Here is a 16,871-nt window from a genome sequence, read left to right as displayed (position 1 = left end):
GCTCAGCCCCGTTCCAGCCAGACGGCCTCGCGCTCGTCGAGCCGCATCGCGACGGCCGCGGCCAGGGCCGGGTGGGCCCGCAGGTCCGGGTCGTCGTCGACGAGGGCGAAAGCGTCCTCGCGGGCGTCGGCGATGATCTGCTCGTCCTCGGCGCGGCCGAGGCGTAGGTGGCGCACGGAGCTGCCTCGGCCGCTCTGGCGCGCACCGAGCACGTCGCCCTCGCGCCTGAACATCAGGTCGGCGCGGGCGAGCTCGAAGCCGTCGTTGGTCGCCGCGACCTGCTCGAGGCGCTCCATCGCCCGCTCGCCGGGGCCCTGGGTCATGAGCAGGCACAGGCCCGGCACCGAGCCGCGACCGACGCGGCCTCGCAGCTGGTGTAGCTGCGAGATTCCGAACCTGTCGGCATCGACGACGACCATGACCGAGGCGTTGGGGACGTCGACCCCGACCTCGATGACGGTCGTCGCGACGAGCACGTCGACCTCCCCGGCCGTGAACGCGCGCATCGTGGCGTCCTTGGTGTCGGCGTCGAGGCGTCCGTGCAGCACAGCCTTCCGCACGCCGTCGAGCGCGGGGTTGGCACGCAGCGTCGCGAGCATGGCGTAGACCCCGGTGAGCTCGCGCTCCGGGCCCGGTTCGTCGGCCGCGCCGGCGGAGTCGTCGTCCCAGTCGCCGACGTCCCAGTCGGTGGCCTCCTCGTCGGAGGTGTCGGTCGACAGCGCGCCCGCCTCGTCGTCGACGTCGCCGATGCGGGGGCATACGACGTAGACCTGGTGACCCTTGGCGACCTCCTCGGCGACCCGCTGCCAGGTGCGCTCGACCCACCCGGGACGCTCAGCGTCGACGACATGCGTGGCGATCGGCGATCGGCCCTCGGGCAGCTCGCGCAGGGTGGAGGTCTCCATGTCACCGAACACGGTCATGGCGACGGTGCGAGGGATGGGCGTCGCCGTCATGACCAGGACGTGTGGTGGTCGGTGGCCCTTCTCCCGCAAGGCATCGCGCTGCTCCACCCCGAAGCGGTGCTGCTCGTCGACGACGACGAGCCCCAGGTCGGCGAACTGCACGTGCTTCTGGATCAGGGCATGGGTCCCGACGACGATCCCGGCCTCGCCGGACGCGGCGTCGAGAAGGGCCTTGCGGCGTGCACCCGCACTCTGGCTCCCGGTGAGCAGGGTGACGGTGGTGCCGAACTCGGACCCGCCGAGCATGCCGCCCTGCGCGAGGTCGCCGAGCATCGTGGAGATGGACCGGTGGTGCTGAGCCGCCAGCACCTCCGTGGGCGCGAGCAGCGCGGCCTGGCCGCCGGCGTCGATCGCGGCGAGCATCGCTCGCAGCGCCACGATGGTCTTGCCCGAGCCCACCTCGCCTTGGAGCAGGCGGTGCATCGGCCGCTCCGAGGCCAGCTCCTGCGCGAGGGTCTCGCCCACCTCCCGCTGGCCCTGGGTCAGCTCGAAGGGCAGCCGGGCGTCGAAGGCGGCGAGCAGACCTCCAGGTCGGGGCGGACGCGGTGTGGCGAGGTCGGCCTCGGCGGCCTTCCGCCGCTGGGCCAGGATCGTCTGGAGCACGAATGCCTCGTCGTACTTGAGCCGGTGCAGCCCGCGCGAGGCGTTCTCGGTGAGCAGGGGACGGTGCACGAGCTCGAGCGCGGTCCGTCGGTCGGGCAGCCCGCGGGCCTCGCGCACATCCTCGGGCACCGGCTCGCGCACCCGGTCGACGGTGTCGAGTGCCTGGTGCAGGAGCTTGCGCATGCGGAAGGAGTTGAGCTTCCCGGTCGTGGAGTACACCGGCACCCAGTGCGTCCGGTAGTACTCGACCTGCGCCTCTCCCTCGTCGTCGTCGATCAGCTCGTAGTCCGGGTGGGTCAGCTGGAGTCGGCGGCCGTAGGTGCCGACGGTGCCGACGAAGAAGCCCCGGCGGCCCGGGACGAGCTTGCGCTCGTGCCCGAAGGCGTTGAAGAACGTGATGTCGAGGTGGCCGCCCCGCTCGTCGGTGAGCACCACGGTGAGCATCTTGCCGCGGCGGTTGCGCATCGGGCGGGTCGTGGCCGCGGCCACCTCGGCGACGACGAGGACGTCCTCGCCCACGCGCAGCCGCGACAGGTCGGTCAGCTCGCTCGGCTGCACATAGCGCCGCGGGACCAGCTCGAAGAGCTCCCCGACGTTCTCGATGCCCTTGTTGCGTGCCATCGCCTCGGCGTCGGGCTTCTTGAGGGCCAGCTTGGTCAGAGGCGACTCCTCGGTGAGCACCGCCATCCTCACTCCACCCCCAGCAGGACGGTGTACACCGCCTGGCCGCCGTCGATGAGCGACACCTCGATGCCGTGGTGGGCCCGCCTCGCCTCGCTCGTCACCGCGTCGAGCAGGCCGTCCGGCGCGTCGATCCCGGCGACCACCGTGACGAGCTCCCCGCCGCTGGCGAGCAGGCGCTGCACGACCTCGCGGGCGACGTCGAGCTGGTCGGAGCCGACGATGACGACGTCGCCGTCGACCACCCCGAGGGCGTCGCCCGCCTGGCACGGGCCGCCGCTCGTCAGCGCAGCCCGGTTGGCGACCGTCACCGCGCCGTGGCGAGTCGCGGAGGCGGCCGCCTGCATCGCGAGGACGTTGGCGGAAGCCGGTGCGGACGGCTCGAAGACGGCGACGGCGGCGATGCCCTGGACCGCGGTGCGGACGTGGACGACGTGCGACTCGATGCCGTCGTCGGCCGTCGCTCGCGCCGCGGCCTCGGCGGCGAGCAGCGTGTCGCCGTCGTTGGGGAGCACGACGACGCCGGCTGCCCCGCGGACGTGCTGCTCACGGATCGCCGCGATGAGACCGCCGGTCGATGCGCGGCGGCCGGGACCCGAGGCGACGACGACGGCACCGGCGGTCTCGAAGAGGGCCTCGAGCCCGGCACCAGCAGCGCACGCCACCACGCCGGAGGCGACCCGCTCGGCCGGCTGGACCTCCCCAGCCGCTGCGGCCTGGCGGAGGTGCTGGTCCTCGACCAGGTGCGTGATGCGGATCCGGTGCGGACGACCCGCCTCGACCCCCGCCTCGACGGCGGCGCCCGCGTCGTCGACGTGGGCGTGGACGTTCCACTCCTCCTCGCCGCCGACGACGAGCACGGAGTCGCCCAGCTCGACGAGCCGGTCGCGCAGCACCGCGACGGCCTGCTCGTCGGAGTCGCGCAGGAGGTACATGACCTCGAACTCGGGACTGCCGGACTCGCCCGGCCCGTCGCCGCGCCCGCTCCCGCCCGCAGCGTGCGCCGCTCCCTGGGCTGCCGACAGTGCCGCACTCTGCGGGCTCGGACGGAAACGGGAGCGACGGTCCGAGTCGCCGAGGTCGGAACGCGCCCGCTGGCCCGCGCAGACGCGCTCCAGCGACTCGAGGAGCACCACGAGCCCCGCGCCTCCGGCATCGACGACCCCGGCGCGGGCGAGCACCTCCAGCTGCTCGGGCGTGCGCTCGAGCGCCGCCCGTGACGCATCGAGCGCGGCGACCGAGACGGCATACACGCTGGATATGCCGTCGCCCGCCTCGCGCGCTGCCTGGTCGGTCGCCGTGGCCGCCTCGGCCATGGCCCGCGCGACCGTCAGGATCGTGCCCTCCTTGGGGTCGGTCACGGCTTCGCGGGCACGCTGTTCCGCGCGCCGGAGCCCGGCGGCGAGCATGCGCCCGTCGATCTCGTCGGCGCCCGCGCAGCCCTCGGCGAGCCCGCGAGCGAGCTGGCTGAGAATGACGCCGGAGTTGCCGCGTGCGGTCCACAACAGGTGCCGCGCGAAGGTCGCGAGCAGCGTGTCGGCGGTCGCAGCGCCGCCCTCGGCGAGGGTGCGCTCGACGGCGCCGTCGAAGGTGAGGTAGAGGTTCGTGCCGGTGTCGCCGTCGGGCACGGGAAAGACGTTGAGGGCGTCGATCTCGGCGCGGCGGGCCGCGAAGAGCGACCGGGTGAGCACGGCCCAGCGACGCACTGCGACGAGGTCGAGGCGCGTGAGCGCCCCCTCGGGCAACGGCGCTGCGCCGGGCATCGGACCTCCTGCGTCGTGCTGTGCGTACGGGCTGGCCGACGCTCGGCAAGGCTAGCGCCTCCCCCAGACGGTCGCATGCACCGCGCGCCGGGCGTCGTGCCCGGCTACGTTGGAGCTGTGTCGAGCTCCGCCACGGCCGTTCATCGAAAGTCCTGGGCAGGGGCACCTCCCGGCTTCTTCGCGGTCGAGGCGGCCGGGCTGCGCTGGCTCGCTGAGGCGATCTCACACGGCGGTGCGCGCGTGGTGGACGTGAAGGCGGAGGCCGACGACCACCTCGACCTGGCCGTGCTGCACCCCTCGCGTCCGACCCTCGAGGCGGCCGAGTCGCTGGGCCGGGGCCTGGCTGTCACCCATCGCATGGGTGCGCCGGCCTTCGGGGCTCCGCCGCCAGGCTGGACGGGCGCTGCCTGGATCGGTCGGCAGAGCCAGTCCAACGAGCCGACCGCCGCCTGGGGCCTGTTCTACGCGGAGCAGCGCGTGCGGCCCTTCGTGCGGCGGGCCGTCGAGCGAGGCCATCTCGACGTGTCCGGGGCCCGGATCGTCGAGCGGGTCTGCGACCGCCTCGCCGCCGGAGACTTCGACGACGACCGCCCTCCCGCCCGGATCCACGGCGACCTGTGGTCCGGCAACGTCGTCTTCACGACCGAAGGCGCAGTGCTCATCGACCCCGCCGCGCACGGCGGCCACGGCCTCACCGACCTCGCCATGCTCGCGCTTTTCGGCTGCCCGGGGCTCGACCGGATCGGGGCCGCGTACGAGGAGGCCGCCGAGCTCGCGCCGGGATGGCGTGCCCTCATCGAGCTGCACCAGCTGCACCCGCTCGCGACCCATGCCTCGTCCCACGGCCCCGCGTATGCCGCGCAGCTCGTCGAGGCCGCGAGGACCTTTCTCTGACCGGCCCCACCGCGTGGAGCTGGAGCCGGGGCTCCGCGCCGGAGTGCCGTTTTGTCGTCCGGACACCATGTCGGCTACTCTTGACCGGTTCCCCTCGTGCATCACGGGGTGAGGCGTGCTCGCATGTGCGCCCACCTTCGCCCGAGGCGGAGCACCAGCACTTCGTCAACATCGATCATTCAGGAGCTATCCGTGGCTGCCAACTGCGACGTCTGCGGCAAGGGGCCGGGTTTCGGCCACAACATCTCGCACTCGCACCGCCGTACCAAGCGCCGCTGGAACCCCAACATCCAGCGGGTCCGCACGCTGGTCGACGGTGTGACGCCGAAGCGGCTCAACGTCTGCACCTCCTGCCTCAAGGCGGGCAAGGTCGTTCGCTGAGCGTCCCGCACCAACGCTGAAGGCCGGTCCCCCTCGGGGGTGCCGGCCTTTGTCGTGCCCCGGCGTGGTCCCTTGCGGCCCGGACCCCCTACCCGACCGCCCAGCCGATCCCCCAGCCCTTCTCCGCGCAACACACCGAGCAGTCGCAAACTTCGACGGTAATAACCGCAGAAGTTTGCGACTGCTCGGTGTGCTGCCGGGGTTGTCGGCGCGGTCAGTGGCTTGGGAAGGTGCTCCGGAAGGTCAGGGACTGCGGGCTAGGTCGTGCGGAAGTGGTCCCAACCCAGATGGGTGACCTCCCGGCCCCCGACGACGATCCCGGGCAGTTCCCCGGGCGCCACCGCACGCACGCGACCGATCGGTCGCCAGCCACGCGGCATTCCGGCGCGGAGCGCCGGCTCCAGTCCCGGAGGGAAGGTGGCCAGCAGCGAGTGCTCCTCGCCGCCCGCGAGCACGCAGTCGAGCGCGACCTCGGCGCCGAGCACGCCGGCGAGCTCGGCCACGTCCGAGGCGATCTGGGACGGGTCGATGTCGATGACGACACCGCTGGCGCGGGCGATCCGGCGCCCGTCGCGCAGCAGACCGTCGCTGAGGTCGAGCATGGCCGAGGCCCCGGCCGCAGCGGCCTCGGGACCTGCTGACAGGGGCGGTCGGGGACGGCGCTGCCGCTCCACGGCGGCGGGATGCCGTTCGGCCTGGTCCGCCTGGAGCAGGCGCAGGCCCGCGTCGGCGAGCCCGAGAGAGCCGTTGACCGCGAGCATGTCACCGTGCCGCGCCCCCGACCGCAGCACCGGCTGGCCGTCGAGCCGCCCGAGCGCGGTCACCGAGACCATGACGACGCCGGGGGGCGCAGACGACAGGTCCCCGCCGAGCACCGACACGCCCGCGTTGACGCAGGCGTCGGCAATCCCCCGGGACAGGTCCAGCGCCCACTCCAGGGACAGCGCCGGATCCGCGACGAGCGTGACGAGCACCCCCGTGGAGCGGCCTCCCATGGCGGCGACGTCGGCGAGGTTCTGGGCGACGACCTTGTGGCCGATGTCGGCTCCCGAGGACCACGCGTCGAGCCAGTCGCGGCCGAGCACGACAGTGTCGGTCGTCGCTATCGTCCGGTCCGTCGTGCGGAGCACGGCAGCGTCGTCGCCGGGGGCGACGTCGACGCCCTCAGCCTGCGGGAAGAGCGGCAGGATGGCTGCGAGCATCTGCTCCTCGTCGAGCTCGCGCAGCGGCGTGCCCTCGGTCATCATCGGTCCCCGCGACGCCCTGCTTCGGTTCGGCACCGATCAGTTCCTTTCATCGAGCGCGCGACTGGCTTGCTGGCGCCACAAGGCAGCCGAACGGCCACGTGTCCCGGGGACGAGAGGTCCCATGGCAAGGTAGCGTCAGGGCACGGTCGCAGTCACACTGGGTCCAGCCGGTCAACGCCGGCGTCCCTGGGCTGCCGGTCCCGTCAGCGCTCGTCAGATCCGTACAGTCGATCGTCCAACACAGTGAGGTGACACGTGGTTCAGGCCTACATCCTGATTCAGACCGAAGTCGGCAAGGCCGCCAGCGTGGCGGAGCAGATCGCAGGGATCTCGGGCGTGACTCTGGCCGAGGACGTGACCGGGCCCTACGACGTCATTGCGCGGGTCGAGGCCGCGAATGTCGACGACCTCGGTCGCCTCGTCATCGCCAAGCTCCAGGACGTCCCGGGCATCACCCGGACCCTCACCTGCACGGTCGTGCACGTCTGAGGCTGTCCTGACCACACGATCTCGCTCGACGGCGGCGCTCACTGGCGCCGCCGTCGCGCTGTCCGCAGCGCTCACCGCGTGCAGCCATCCGCCGGAGGTCGCGCTCGCGCCGCAGGCCTCCGCACCCTTGTGCATGTCCGTGGCCTGGCCTGCCCACGTCAGCGGCCACGCGCGCGTGGACACCCAGCCCGAGTCACCGTCGGTGGCGGCCTGGGGCGACCCGGCGATCATCGCGCGGTGCGGCCTGGAGCCGCTCGGCCCGACGACCGAGGAGTGCGTCACGGTCGACGGGGTCGACTGGGTGGTCCGCCGGCTGACCGACGGCTCCGCGGCTACGACGTTCGGACGGGATCCCGCCATCGAAGTGCTCGCTCCGGGCGCGTACGGTCCGGTGCCGCTGCTGCTGCCGGCCTTCAGCCAGGTCGCGGGAGCCTTGCCCAAGAACGGCCACCGCTGCTCCTGACCCCGCTCCCCGGCAACACACCCGGAAGCCGGCTGCTCGCCATAGTTGCAACTATGACGAGCTGTCGGTCCGGCGCAGAGCGCCGGCTCCATCCGGGTGTGTTGCGGTCTGGGGCGGGGGGTCAGCGCAGGCCGGTGCGGCGCTCCAGCGCCAGCGAGATCAGCTCGTCGATGAGGTCGGGATACGCCAGGCCTGTGGCCGCCCACATCCTGGGGTACATCGAGTGCGGCGTGAAGCCCGGCATGGTGTTGATCTCGTTGATGACGACGCGGCCGTCGTCGGTGTAGAAGCAGTCGACCCGAGCCAGCCCCTCGCAGCCGAGCGCCTCGAACGCCTCGGCGGCCAGCCGGCGCACCTCCTTGCCGATCTCCTCGGGCACGTCGGCGGGGCAGCTGAGGTCGACGTCGGCCTCGGCAAGGTACTTGGCCTCGAAGTCGTAGAAGGCGTGGTTGGCGTGCACCGCCACCTCGCCGACGTGCGAGGTGCGTGGGCTCGCCGTGCCGTGTCCCTGGAGCACGGCGCACTCGAGCTCACGCCCGGTGATCCCCTCCTCGACGAGGACCTTCGGGTCGTGCTCGCGAGCCGTCTCGACGGCCGCCTCGAGGTCGTCGGGGTGATCCACCTTGGTGATGCCCATCGACGACCCGGCCCGCGCGGGCTTGACGAAGAGCGGGTAGGTCAGGCCTGCACATGCGTCCATGGCGGCGACGCGGTCGGTGCGCCACGCGCGGTCGGTGATGACGGCATACGGCCCGACGGGCAGGCCGTGGCCCGCGAAGACCACCTTCATGTAGTGCTTGTCCATGCCTGCCGCAGAGGCGAACACGCCCGACCCGACGTAGCGCACGTCGGACAGGTCGAGGAAGCCCTGGAGGGTGCCGTCCTCGCCGAAGGGGCCGTGCAGCAGCGGGAAGACGACGTCGACCTCCCCGAGCTCCTCCGGCGGACGGCCGGCCTCGAGCACGGTCAGCGAGGACTCACGCGTCGACAGCGGGAGCACGACCTGCGAGCGCCCGGCCTCGACCTCCGGGGTGCGGCCGGCGGTGAGCTCGAAACGCGACGGGTCGTCGGCCACGAGCACCCACTGGCCGTCACGGGAGATCCCGACGGGGACGATGTCGTACTTTGTCCGGTCGATGGCGCGCAGCACCCCGGCGGCGGTGGCGCAGGAGACGGCGTGCTCGGAGGAGCGTCCTCCGAAGACGATGGCGACGCGCGGGCGGCGGCTCGGCTGGTCGGGCAGGGGCTGGTCCGTGGTCATCAGACGAGACTCTATCCCGAGCCCACAGGCCCGCTCGTACGCTGGCGAGGTGGGTACCGAAGCAGAAGCAGGCCGGCTCCACGTCGACACCTTCCTCGTCGCGGCGGGCCGTCCCGAGCGCGCGCCCGGCGCGTCGGTGAACGTCCCGGTGGAGCTGACGTCGACGTATGCCGCTGACGGCGCGGTGAGCTATGCCCGTTCGGGCAACCCGACGTGGCACGCGTTCGAGGCGGCGCTCGGTGGTCTCGAGGGCGGACGCGCCCTGGTTCATGCCTCCGGCATGGGCGCGATCTCGGCCGCGATGTCGCTCGTCGACGCCCGGGGCACCATCGTGGTCCCCGACCAGACCTACAACGGGACGGGCGACCTGCTCGCCGCCTTCGAGAAGGCCGGCGGCACGGTCGTCCGGCTCCACGCGTCGGACACCGCGGGCTTCCTCCACGCGCTCGAGTCGGCCGACCTGCTGTGGCTCGAGTCGCCCACCAACCCACTCTTGGACGTCATCGACCTGGACGTCGTGCTCACGCGGTCGCGCGAGCTCGGCGTGACGAGCGTCGTCGACAACACCCTGTCGACGCCGCTGCTCTGCCGGCCGCTCGAGCTCGGCGCTGACGTCGTGGTCCACTCCGTCACGAAGTACCTCTCCGGCCACTCCGACGTCGTGCTCGGCGCGACGGTCGTGGCCGATACCGGCCGCGGCCGAGCCTTCGGCGAGCAGCTGTTGCGCCACCGCACGTTGCATGGCGCCATCGCGGGCCCGCTGGAGGTCTACCTCGCGCTGCGCGGTCTGCGCACCCTCGGCGTCCGGTTCGAGCGCGCCTGCGCGAACGCCGCCGAGCTGGCCCGGCGGCTCGCGGCCCACCCCGGCGTCGCACGCGTCCGCTACCCCGGCAGCGGCGCGATCCTGTCCATCGACGTCGCCGGAGACCTCGAGGCGGCCGAGCGCGTGTGCGACGCGACCCGGCTCTGGCTGCACTCGACGAGCCTCGGCGGGGTCGAGTCACAGATCGAGCGCCGGCGGCGCCACCCGAGCGAGTCCGAGCACGTCCCGGACAACCTGCTGCGACTCTCCGTGGGCATCGAGCACGTCGAGGACCTCTGGGCCGACCTCGACCAAGCCCTGGGCGCCGTCTGACGCCCTGACCCACGGGGTAGCCGGGCCGCCCGGAGGCTCAGCGCTTCTCGGCCTTGAGGTCGCGCGACATCAGCCGCGGCCCGACCTCGGTGGCCGGGTGGCCGTCTCGGATCACCGCCACGACCTGCTCGCAGATCGGCATGTCCACGTCGTGCTGGCCGGCCAGCGTGAGGATCGACTCGCACGACTTGACCCCCTCGGTCGTCGTGCGCAGCTCGGCGGTCGCCTCGGCGACCGACATCCCCCGTCCGAGGCGCACCCCGAAGGAGTGGTTGCGCGACAGCGGTGACATGCACGTCGCGATGAGGTCGCCGACCCCGGCCAGGCCCATGAAGGTCTGCGGGTGCGCGCCGAGCGCGAGGCCGAGCCGCGTGGTCTCCGCCAGCCCGCGGGTGATGATCGTGGCCTTGGTGTTGTCGCCGAAGCCCATCCCTTCGGCCATGCCCGAGGCCAGCGCCACGACGTTCTTGGTCGCGCCGCAGACCTCCGCACCGATGACGTCGTTGTCGGTGTAGGGCCGGAAGTAGGGCGTCGCGCAGGCCGCGGCGACCCGTTCGGCGGTCGCCATGTCGCGGCACGCCACGACCGCGGCAGCCGGTTGGCGCCGGGCGATCTCGGGTGCGAGGTTCGGGCCGGACACGACGACGACCCGGTCGTCCTCGACTCCCCCTGCCTCGGCGATGACCTCGCTCATCCGCATCGTCGTGCCGAGCTCGACGCCCTTCATCAGCGACACCACCGGCGCCTCCGACGGGATGGCCGCGCCCCACTGGATCAGGTTGTCGCGCAACGTCTGCGACGGCACCACAAGCACCACGAGGTCTGCCTCGGAGACGGCCTCCCGCGGGTCCGTCGTCGCGCGGATCGAGGGCGGCAGCTCCAGCTCGGGAAGGTAGAACTCGTTGCGGCCGGCGTTGATGCTCGCCACCTGCTCGGGCTGGCGACCCCACATCGTCACAGTGCACCCGGCATCGGCGAGGATCGCGGCGAAGGCCGTGCCCCAGTTGCCGCTGCCCATGACGGCGACGTGCGTCATGATCGCCCCCTCCTGTGGATCCTCGACTTCGTCTCGCGGCCGATGTCCTCGTGCTTCACCGGGACGCCGATCTCGGCCACCCCGTGCGTGCGCGGGTCGAACCGGTCCGGCGGAGCCTTCTCGTCGCGGATCTGCTCGAGCAGGCCGGTGATCCGGTCCATGAGCCGGTCGGTCGCCTCGCGGAGCACCTTCGCGTCGATGGGCCGGCCGTAGAGATCGTGCAGGTCGACAGGCGGGCCGGCGATCATGTGCATCGTCTTGCGCGGGAAGAGCGAGGGCCGGTGGCCGTAGGGCGACAGGATCTCCTGAGGGCCCCACTGGGCGACCGGGATGAGCGGGCACTGCGTCTCGAGGGCGACCCGTGCGGCACCGGTCTTGCCGCGCATCGGCCACAGGTCGGGGTCGCGGGTGATGGTGCCCTCCGGGAAGATCGCGACGGCCTTGCCGGCTCTGACGGCCTCGACCGCCGCACGGTAGGCGCTCGCCGCCGCTGCCGAGTTGCGGTAGACGGGGATCTGCCCGGAGCGGCGCACCACCCAGCCGACCACAGGAATCGTGAAGAGGCTGTCCTTGGCGAGGAAGTAGGGCGCGTGGTCGTTGTCGTAGAGGAAGTGCGCGAACGGGATCGGGTCGGCGTACGAGATGTGGTTGGGCGAGACGACGAAGCCGCCCTCGGCGGGGAAGTTCTCGGCACCGCGCCAGTCGCGCTTGGTCAGGACCATGAACAGCGGGCGCAGCAGGAAGGCGGCGAGCCGGTAGGCACCGGGGAGTCGTCTCCGGCGGGCACCCGTCACGTTGTCACGTCCTCTTCGTCGTGCACACGCCCGTCGACGTGGCTGGGCTTCATCTTGTCCACCTCGCGGCGCGGTGTCGAGCACGCCCGATCCGAGTGGGACGATTGCGCAAGCATGTCGACTCCCCCTTCCGTCCCGTCGAGCGCGGCCGCGCGCTCGAGCGCATCCTCTCCCACCTCGCCCGAGCGATCCTCGCCGGGTGCAGCCGACGGCCCTGGCCAGGGCTGGCACGTCGTCGTCCCGGTCAAGGACACGCGCCACGGCAAGTCGCGGCTGGCACGAGCCGTCGGGAGGGACCGTGCCGATCTGAGCCATGCGATCGCGACGGACACCCTCGAGGCCGTGGTCTCCGCCGTGGGTGCGCCGCAGGTCATCCTCGTGACGGCCGACACGGCACTGGACCGGGAGTGGCGCGAGCGCGGAGTACTCGTCGTGCCTGAGCCGGGCACCGGGCTCAACGGCGCCATCACCGCAGGTATGCGGCAGGCCGGGCAGGGAGCCCGCGTGGCCGCGCTGCTCGGCGACCTTCCGGCGCTCGACGCCTGGTCGCTGCGCACGGCGCTGGTCGTTGCGGGTCGGCACGACGAGGCTTTCGTGCCGGACGCCGACGGCACCGGCACCGTCCTGCGATCCGGGACCGGGTTCACCCCGAGGTTCGGGCATCTCAGCGCAGCCCAGCACGAGCGTGACGGGGCATCCCGCCTCGACCTGGCCCTGCCGCGGCTGCGCACCGACGTCGACGACGCGAGGAGCCTCGCCGCAGCCAACGCGCTCGGCCTGGGTCGGGCGACGCTGTCGGTCCTGCAGGACCGCGCATCTGGTTGGATCAGACCCATGCAGGCGACCGTCCACCGCTTCGACCCCGAGACGCGTTCCGGCAGCGTGCTGCGCGACGACGGCGTCGAGCTGCACTTCTCGGCACCGGCTTTCGAGTCGAGCGGCCTGCGCCACCTCCGCGTCGGCCAGCGCCTCACCGTCGACGTCGTCGACGACCTCGTCGTCGCCATGCGCATCGTCGGGATCGGCACAGGGCAGGCGATCCGCTAGAGCGCCCGGAGTCACGGGCCGGCATCGCTGCCCGGCCCGTGACCCTTCGACCCAGCGGGCGGCGCTCAGCGAGCCGCGGTCTTCTTGGCGGTCGTCTTCCTCGCGGTCGTGGTCTTCTTCGCCGCGGCCGCGGTGCGGGCCGGGGCGGCCTTGGTCGCCGTCGTCTTCTTCGCCGTCGACTTCGCGGCAGTCTTGGCGGGCGCGGCCTTGGTTGCCGTCGTCTTCTTCGCCGCGGCTGCGGTGCGGGCCGGGGCGGCCTTGGTCGCCGTCGTCTTCTTCGCTGCCGCTGCAGTGCGGGCCGGGGCGGCCTTGGTCGCCGTCGTCTTCTTCGCTGCCGCCGCGGTGCGGGCCGGGGCGGCCTTGGTCGCCGTCGTCTTCTTCGCTGCCGCTGCGGTGCGGGCCGGGGCGGCCTTGGTGGTCGTCTTGCGCGCGGCCGTCTTCGTGGCTGCAGCGGTTGCGGTTGCGGTTGCGGTCCCGGCCGAGGCGCGCGACGCCGCGGACTCGGTCTTCGACAGCTTCTTGCTGCCGGCGACGATGTCCTTGAAGTTCGTGCCCGAGCGGAACTTCGGGACACGGGTCTTCTTGATCCTCACCGTGGCACCGGTCTTGGGGTTGCGCCCGGTCCGGGCGGCACGGTCGGCGCGTTCGAAGGTGCCGAAGCCGGTGATCCCGACCTTGCCACCCTTGGCCACCTCGCGGATCACGACGTCGAGGAACGCCTCGAGGGCGTCGGACGCCACCTTCTTGCTACCGAGCTTGGCCTCAAGGGCGTCGATCAGCTCTGCCTTGTTCACGTCTTCCCCTCCAGAGGACTGTCGGTGTCAGGCGACCCGACGATGTGTCCGGAACGAGTCCGGCTAACTCACGACGTTAGGCCGCTGACGTGGGCGCGTCCATCACCTCGGGAGGGGTTTTTCATTGTGTCGCAAGGACTTTGACCCCTTGAGGGCCGCCCCTCAGACGTCGGTCAGACAGTCTCCGACCGGCATCTGGCAGCACAACGAACAACGGATCCCGTTGCGGTGCAACGGGATCCGTTGAGTCAGGCCAAACCAGGCGTTGTCCGGCGGACGGCTCTCAGGCGGGCGTCGTCACCGGCTTGTGGCTCGGGCGACGCGACTCGAAATCTGCGACCTCGTCCTCGTGTCGCAGGGTCAGTCCGATGTCGTCGAGGCCCTCCAGCAGACGCCAGCGGGTGTAGTCGTCGATCTCGAACGGGGCCACGATCTCACCGGCGCGAACCGTCCGGCTGACGAGGTCGACGGCGATCTCCGCACCCGGGTTGTTCTCCAGGTACTTCCAGATCAGCTCGACGTCGTCCTGGGCGACCACGGCGGTGAGCAGGCCCTGCTTGCCGCTGTTTCCACGGAAGATGTCCGCGAAGCGCGAGCTGATGACGACCCGGAAGCCGAAGTCCATCAGCGCCCAGACCGCGTGCTCCCGGCTCGACCCCGTGCCGAAGTCCGGCCCGGCCACGAGAACCGACCCATCGGCATACACCGGGCTGTTGAGGATGAACGACTCGTCCTTGCGCCAGGCGGCGAACAGGCCGTCCTCGAAGCCCGTGCGCGTGACGCGCTTGAGATACTCGGCCGGGATGATCTGGTCGGTGTCGACGTTGCTGCGTCGCAGGGGCACCCCGACGCCGGTGTGCGTCTCGAACCTCTCCATGGCTCAGGCCTCTCCGGTCGTGGCGGACGCCAGCGAAGCGTCGGCGGTGTGCAGGTCGGCGGGGCTGGACAGCGTGCCGCGGAGTGCGGTGGCGGCGGCGACGAGGGGGCTGACGAGATGGGTCCGACCGCCCTTGCCCTGGCGGCCCTCGAAGTTGCGGTTGGACGTCGAGGCGCTGCGCTCGCCCGGCGCGAGGGTGTCGGGGTTCATCCCGAGACACATCGAGCAGCCCGGAAGACGCCACTCCGCTCCGGCAGCCGTGAACACCTTGTCGAGTCCCTCGGCCTCGGCCTGGAGCCGGACCTTGGCGGAGCCGGGGACCACGAGCATGCGCACGCCGTCGGCGACCGTGCGGCCCTTGACGACTGCGGCTGCGGCGCGGAGGTCCTCGATGCGACCGTTGGTGCACGAGCCGACGAAGACGGTGTCGACCTTGATGTCGCGCAGCGGTGTGCCCGGCTCGAGACCCATGTAGGCCAAAGCGTTCTCGGCCGCGAGGCGGTCGGACTCGTCGGCGAACGTCTCGGGGTCCGGCACGGACTCGGACAGCGGGAGGCCCTGGCCCGGGTTGGTCCCCCACGTCACGAACGGCGTCAGCGCCGACGCGTCGATCTCGACCTCGGCGTCGAAGACGGCGTCGTCATCGGTGCGCAGCGCGGTCCACTCGGCGACTGCGGCATCCCAGTCGGCCCCGGACGGCGCGTGCGGACGGCCCTCGAGGTAGTCGAACGTCGTCTGGTCCGGCGCGATCATGCCGGCGCGGGCGCCGGCCTCGATCGACATGTTGCAGACGGTCATCCGGGCCTCCATCGAGAGCGCCTCGATGGCCTCGCCGCGGTACTCGATGACATAGCCCTGGCCGCCGCCCGTGCCGATCTTGGCGATCACGGCGAGGATGATGTCCTTGGCCGTCACACCGTCGGCAAGGTGACCGCGGACGTTGACGGCAAGGGTGCGGAACGGCTTGAGCGGCAGGGTCTGCGTCGCGAGGACGTGCTCGACCTCCGAGGTGCCGATGCCGAACGCGAGGGCACCGAAGGCGCCGTGGGTCGAGGTGTGGCTGTCGCCGCAGACCACCGTCATCCCGGGCTGGGTGAGCCCGAGCTGCGGGCCGACGACGTGGACGATGCCCTGTTCCGCGTCGCCCATCGGGTAGAGGCGGACGCCGAACTCCTCGCAGTTGCGGCGCAGGGTCTCGACCTGGACCTTCGACACCGGGTCGGTGATCGGGCCGGGCGTGGTCGGGACGTTGTGGTCCTCGGTGGCGAGGGTCAGGTCGGGGCGACGCACCGGGCGGCCGGCGAGCCGCAGCCCGTCGAAGGCCTGCGGACTGGTCACCTCGTGGAGCAGGTGCAGATCGATGTAGAGCAGGTCGGGCTCCCCATCGGCGCGACGGACGACGTGCGCGTCCCAGACCTTTTCGGCCAGTGTCCCTGACATCTCTTCCCTCCGCCGTGACTGTCTCTCGGGCGAGCGCGCGCGGCATCGAGGACCTGGTCGCGACATCGCTCATCCGCAAGCGTGGACCCTTTGTGGGCCCAGTGGATTGACGTCTCAGTGCCTGAGACGTCAATATCAGTGCATGGACAACTCTTCTGGGGTCGGCGTACTCGACAAGGCGGCCACGGTGCTGGGCGCCCTCGAGGCAGGCCCAGCCACCCTCGCCCAGCTCGTCGGGGCCACCGGACTGGCGCGTCCCACGGCGCACCGCCTGGCCGTGGCCCTCGAGCACCACCGGCTCGTCTCCCGTGACATGCAGGGCCGCTTCGTCCTCGGCCCACGTCTCGGCGAGCTCGCGTCGGCGGCCGGCGAGGACCGGCTGCTGGCAGCGGCCGGCCCGGTGCTCGGCGCCCTGCGGGACCACACCAACGAGAGCGCGCAGCTGTTCCGGCGCCAGGGCGACCAGCGCATCTGCGTCGCCGCCGCCGAGCGCCCGGTGGGCCTGCGCGACTCGATCCCCGTGGGTGCCACGCTGTCCATGCTGGCCGGCTCGGCCGCCCAGGTGCTGCTCGCGTGGGAGGAGCCCGACCGGCTCCACCGTGGCCTGCAGGGTGCGGCCTTCTCGGCGACGACGCTGTCCGCGGTCCGTCGGCGTGGCTGGGCCCAGAGCGTGGCCGAGCGCGAGGCCGGAGTCGCATCGGTGTCGGCCCCGGTGCGCGGGCCCTCCGGACGGGTCGTCGCAGCCGTGTCCATCTCGGGCCCGATCGAGCGCCTGTCGCGCCAGCCTGGACGCCTGCACGCGGCGACCGTCGTCGCCGGGGCGAACAAGCTCACGGAGGTGCTGCGCCGCCACCACGCGCAGCAGCAACAGCAGCAGCAGCAGCAGAACGCCTGACCCAGCCAGGCAACGGATCGGTCACGATCGTCACCCCGTCCGCCGCGTATGACAACCCTTTGTGCCCCCACCGCGTCACTCTCGATGTCACGATCAGACTTCAGGT

General features: G+C 71.9%; 16 protein-coding genes. 7 read left to right on the top strand and 9 right to left on the bottom strand.

Annotated features, from left to right (window positions below; genetic code table 11):
* Window positions 1-2: 2 nt before the first annotated feature.
* Window positions 3-2,255: an ATP-dependent DNA helicase RecG gene (locus tag ACYVLP_RS09860; protein WP_460627160.1), complete on the bottom strand. Its 2,253-nt coding sequence runs from the start codon at window positions 2,253-2,255 to the stop codon at window positions 3-5.
* 2 nt (window positions 2,256-2,257) lie between these two features.
* Entirely contained in the window at window positions 2,258-4,012 is a 1,755-nt protein-coding gene (locus ACYVLP_RS09855; RefSeq protein ID WP_460627159.1) for a DAK2 domain-containing protein, read from the bottom strand.
* A 75-nt stretch (window positions 4,013-4,087) separates the two neighbouring features.
* On the opposite strand from ACYVLP_RS09855, the gene ACYVLP_RS09850 reads away from it, so the two are divergent.
* Both ACYVLP_RS09850 and rpmB read left to right on the top strand, forming a co-directional pair.
* The gene (locus ACYVLP_RS09850; RefSeq protein WP_460627158.1) at window positions 4,088-4,906 is read left to right on the top strand and encodes a fructosamine kinase family protein; all 819 of its coding nucleotides are present in this window, start codon (window positions 4,088-4,090) and stop codon (window positions 4,904-4,906) included.
* A 192-nt stretch (window positions 4,907-5,098) separates the two neighbouring features.
* A complete protein-coding gene (gene rpmB, locus ACYVLP_RS09845) occupies window positions 5,099-5,287 on the top strand; it encodes a 50S ribosomal protein L28 (RefSeq protein ID WP_452268567.1) in 189 nt (62 codons plus the stop codon).
* A gap of 257 nt (window positions 5,288-5,544) precedes the next feature.
* Here rpmB and thiL read toward each other — a convergent pair whose 3' ends face one another.
* Entirely contained in the window at window positions 5,545-6,531 is a 987-nt protein-coding gene (thiL, locus tag ACYVLP_RS09840; protein ID WP_460627157.1) for a thiamine-phosphate kinase, read from the bottom strand.
* 258 nt (window positions 6,532-6,789) lie between these two features.
* Between thiL and ACYVLP_RS09835 the strand changes: the two genes are divergently transcribed.
* Both ACYVLP_RS09835 and ACYVLP_RS09830 read left to right on the top strand, forming a co-directional pair.
* Window positions 6,790-7,023 (top strand): Lrp/AsnC family transcriptional regulator, encoded by a 234-nt coding sequence (locus ACYVLP_RS09835; RefSeq protein ID WP_147063373.1) that lies wholly within the window; start codon window positions 6,790-6,792, stop codon window positions 7,021-7,023.
* A gap of 133 nt (window positions 7,024-7,156) precedes the next feature.
* Complete coding sequence (locus ACYVLP_RS09830; protein WP_460627156.1) at window positions 7,157-7,486, top strand: DUF3515 family protein; 330 nt, start codon at window positions 7,157-7,159, stop codon at window positions 7,484-7,486.
* Window positions 7,487-7,607: 121 nt separating this feature from the next.
* Here ACYVLP_RS09830 and ACYVLP_RS09825 read toward each other — a convergent pair whose 3' ends face one another.
* The gene (locus ACYVLP_RS09825; RefSeq protein ID WP_460627155.1) at window positions 7,608-8,747 is read right to left on the bottom strand and encodes a D-alanine--D-alanine ligase family protein; all 1,140 of its coding nucleotides are present in this window, start codon (window positions 8,745-8,747) and stop codon (window positions 7,608-7,610) included.
* Window positions 8,748-8,796: 49 nt separating this feature from the next.
* Between ACYVLP_RS09825 and ACYVLP_RS09820 the strand changes: the two genes are divergently transcribed.
* A complete protein-coding gene (locus tag ACYVLP_RS09820; protein WP_460627154.1) occupies window positions 8,797-9,882 on the top strand; it encodes a trans-sulfuration enzyme family protein in 1,086 nt (361 codons plus the stop codon).
* A 37-nt stretch (window positions 9,883-9,919) separates the two neighbouring features.
* Here the strand turns inward: ACYVLP_RS09820 and ACYVLP_RS09815 are convergent, their stop codons facing one another.
* Entirely contained in the window at window positions 9,920-10,918 is a 999-nt protein-coding gene (locus ACYVLP_RS09815) for an NAD(P)H-dependent glycerol-3-phosphate dehydrogenase (protein ID WP_460627153.1), read from the bottom strand.
* Complete coding sequence (locus ACYVLP_RS09810) at window positions 10,915-11,712, bottom strand: lysophospholipid acyltransferase family protein (RefSeq protein ID WP_460627152.1); 798 nt, start codon at window positions 11,710-11,712, stop codon at window positions 10,915-10,917. The genes ACYVLP_RS09815 and ACYVLP_RS09810 overlap by 4 nt, the downstream gene beginning before the upstream one ends.
* 114 nt (window positions 11,713-11,826) lie before the next feature.
* Between ACYVLP_RS09810 and cofC the strand changes: the two genes are divergently transcribed.
* Window positions 11,827-12,759, top strand: a complete 933-nt coding sequence (cofC, locus tag ACYVLP_RS09805) for a 2-phospho-L-lactate guanylyltransferase (RefSeq protein WP_460627151.1) — start codon at window positions 11,827-11,829, stop codon at window positions 12,757-12,759.
* Between the two features lie 65 nt (window positions 12,760-12,824).
* On the opposite strand, the gene ACYVLP_RS09800 is transcribed toward cofC, so the two are convergent.
* The 3 genes from ACYVLP_RS09800 to leuC all read right to left on the bottom strand — a co-directional run bounded on the left by ACYVLP_RS09800 (window position 12,825) and on the right by leuC (window position 15,870).
* Window positions 12,825-13,553, bottom strand: a complete 729-nt coding sequence (locus ACYVLP_RS09800) for an HU family DNA-binding protein (RefSeq protein WP_460627150.1) — start codon at window positions 13,551-13,553, stop codon at window positions 12,825-12,827.
* A gap of 283 nt (window positions 13,554-13,836) precedes the next feature.
* Window positions 13,837-14,430 (bottom strand): 3-isopropylmalate dehydratase small subunit, encoded by a 594-nt coding sequence (gene leuD / locus ACYVLP_RS09795; RefSeq protein WP_460627149.1) that lies wholly within the window; start codon window positions 14,428-14,430, stop codon window positions 13,837-13,839.
* A gap of 3 nt (window positions 14,431-14,433) precedes the next feature.
* Window positions 14,434-15,870: a 3-isopropylmalate dehydratase large subunit gene (gene leuC, locus ACYVLP_RS09790; RefSeq protein WP_460627148.1), complete on the bottom strand. Its 1,437-nt coding sequence runs from the start codon at window positions 15,868-15,870 to the stop codon at window positions 14,434-14,436.
* Between the two features lie 142 nt (window positions 15,871-16,012).
* Here leuC and ACYVLP_RS09785 point away from each other — a divergent pair, with 142 nt between their 5' ends.
* Window positions 16,013-16,765, top strand: a complete 753-nt coding sequence (locus ACYVLP_RS09785; protein ID WP_452268578.1) for an IclR family transcriptional regulator — start codon at window positions 16,013-16,015, stop codon at window positions 16,763-16,765.
* Window positions 16,766-16,871: the final 106 nt, after the last annotated feature.

This window comes from Intrasporangium mesophilum (genome assembly GCF_054783095.1).
The sequence above is the reverse complement of the archived record's forward strand: the minus strand, read 5'-3'. Positions and strand labels throughout refer to the sequence as shown.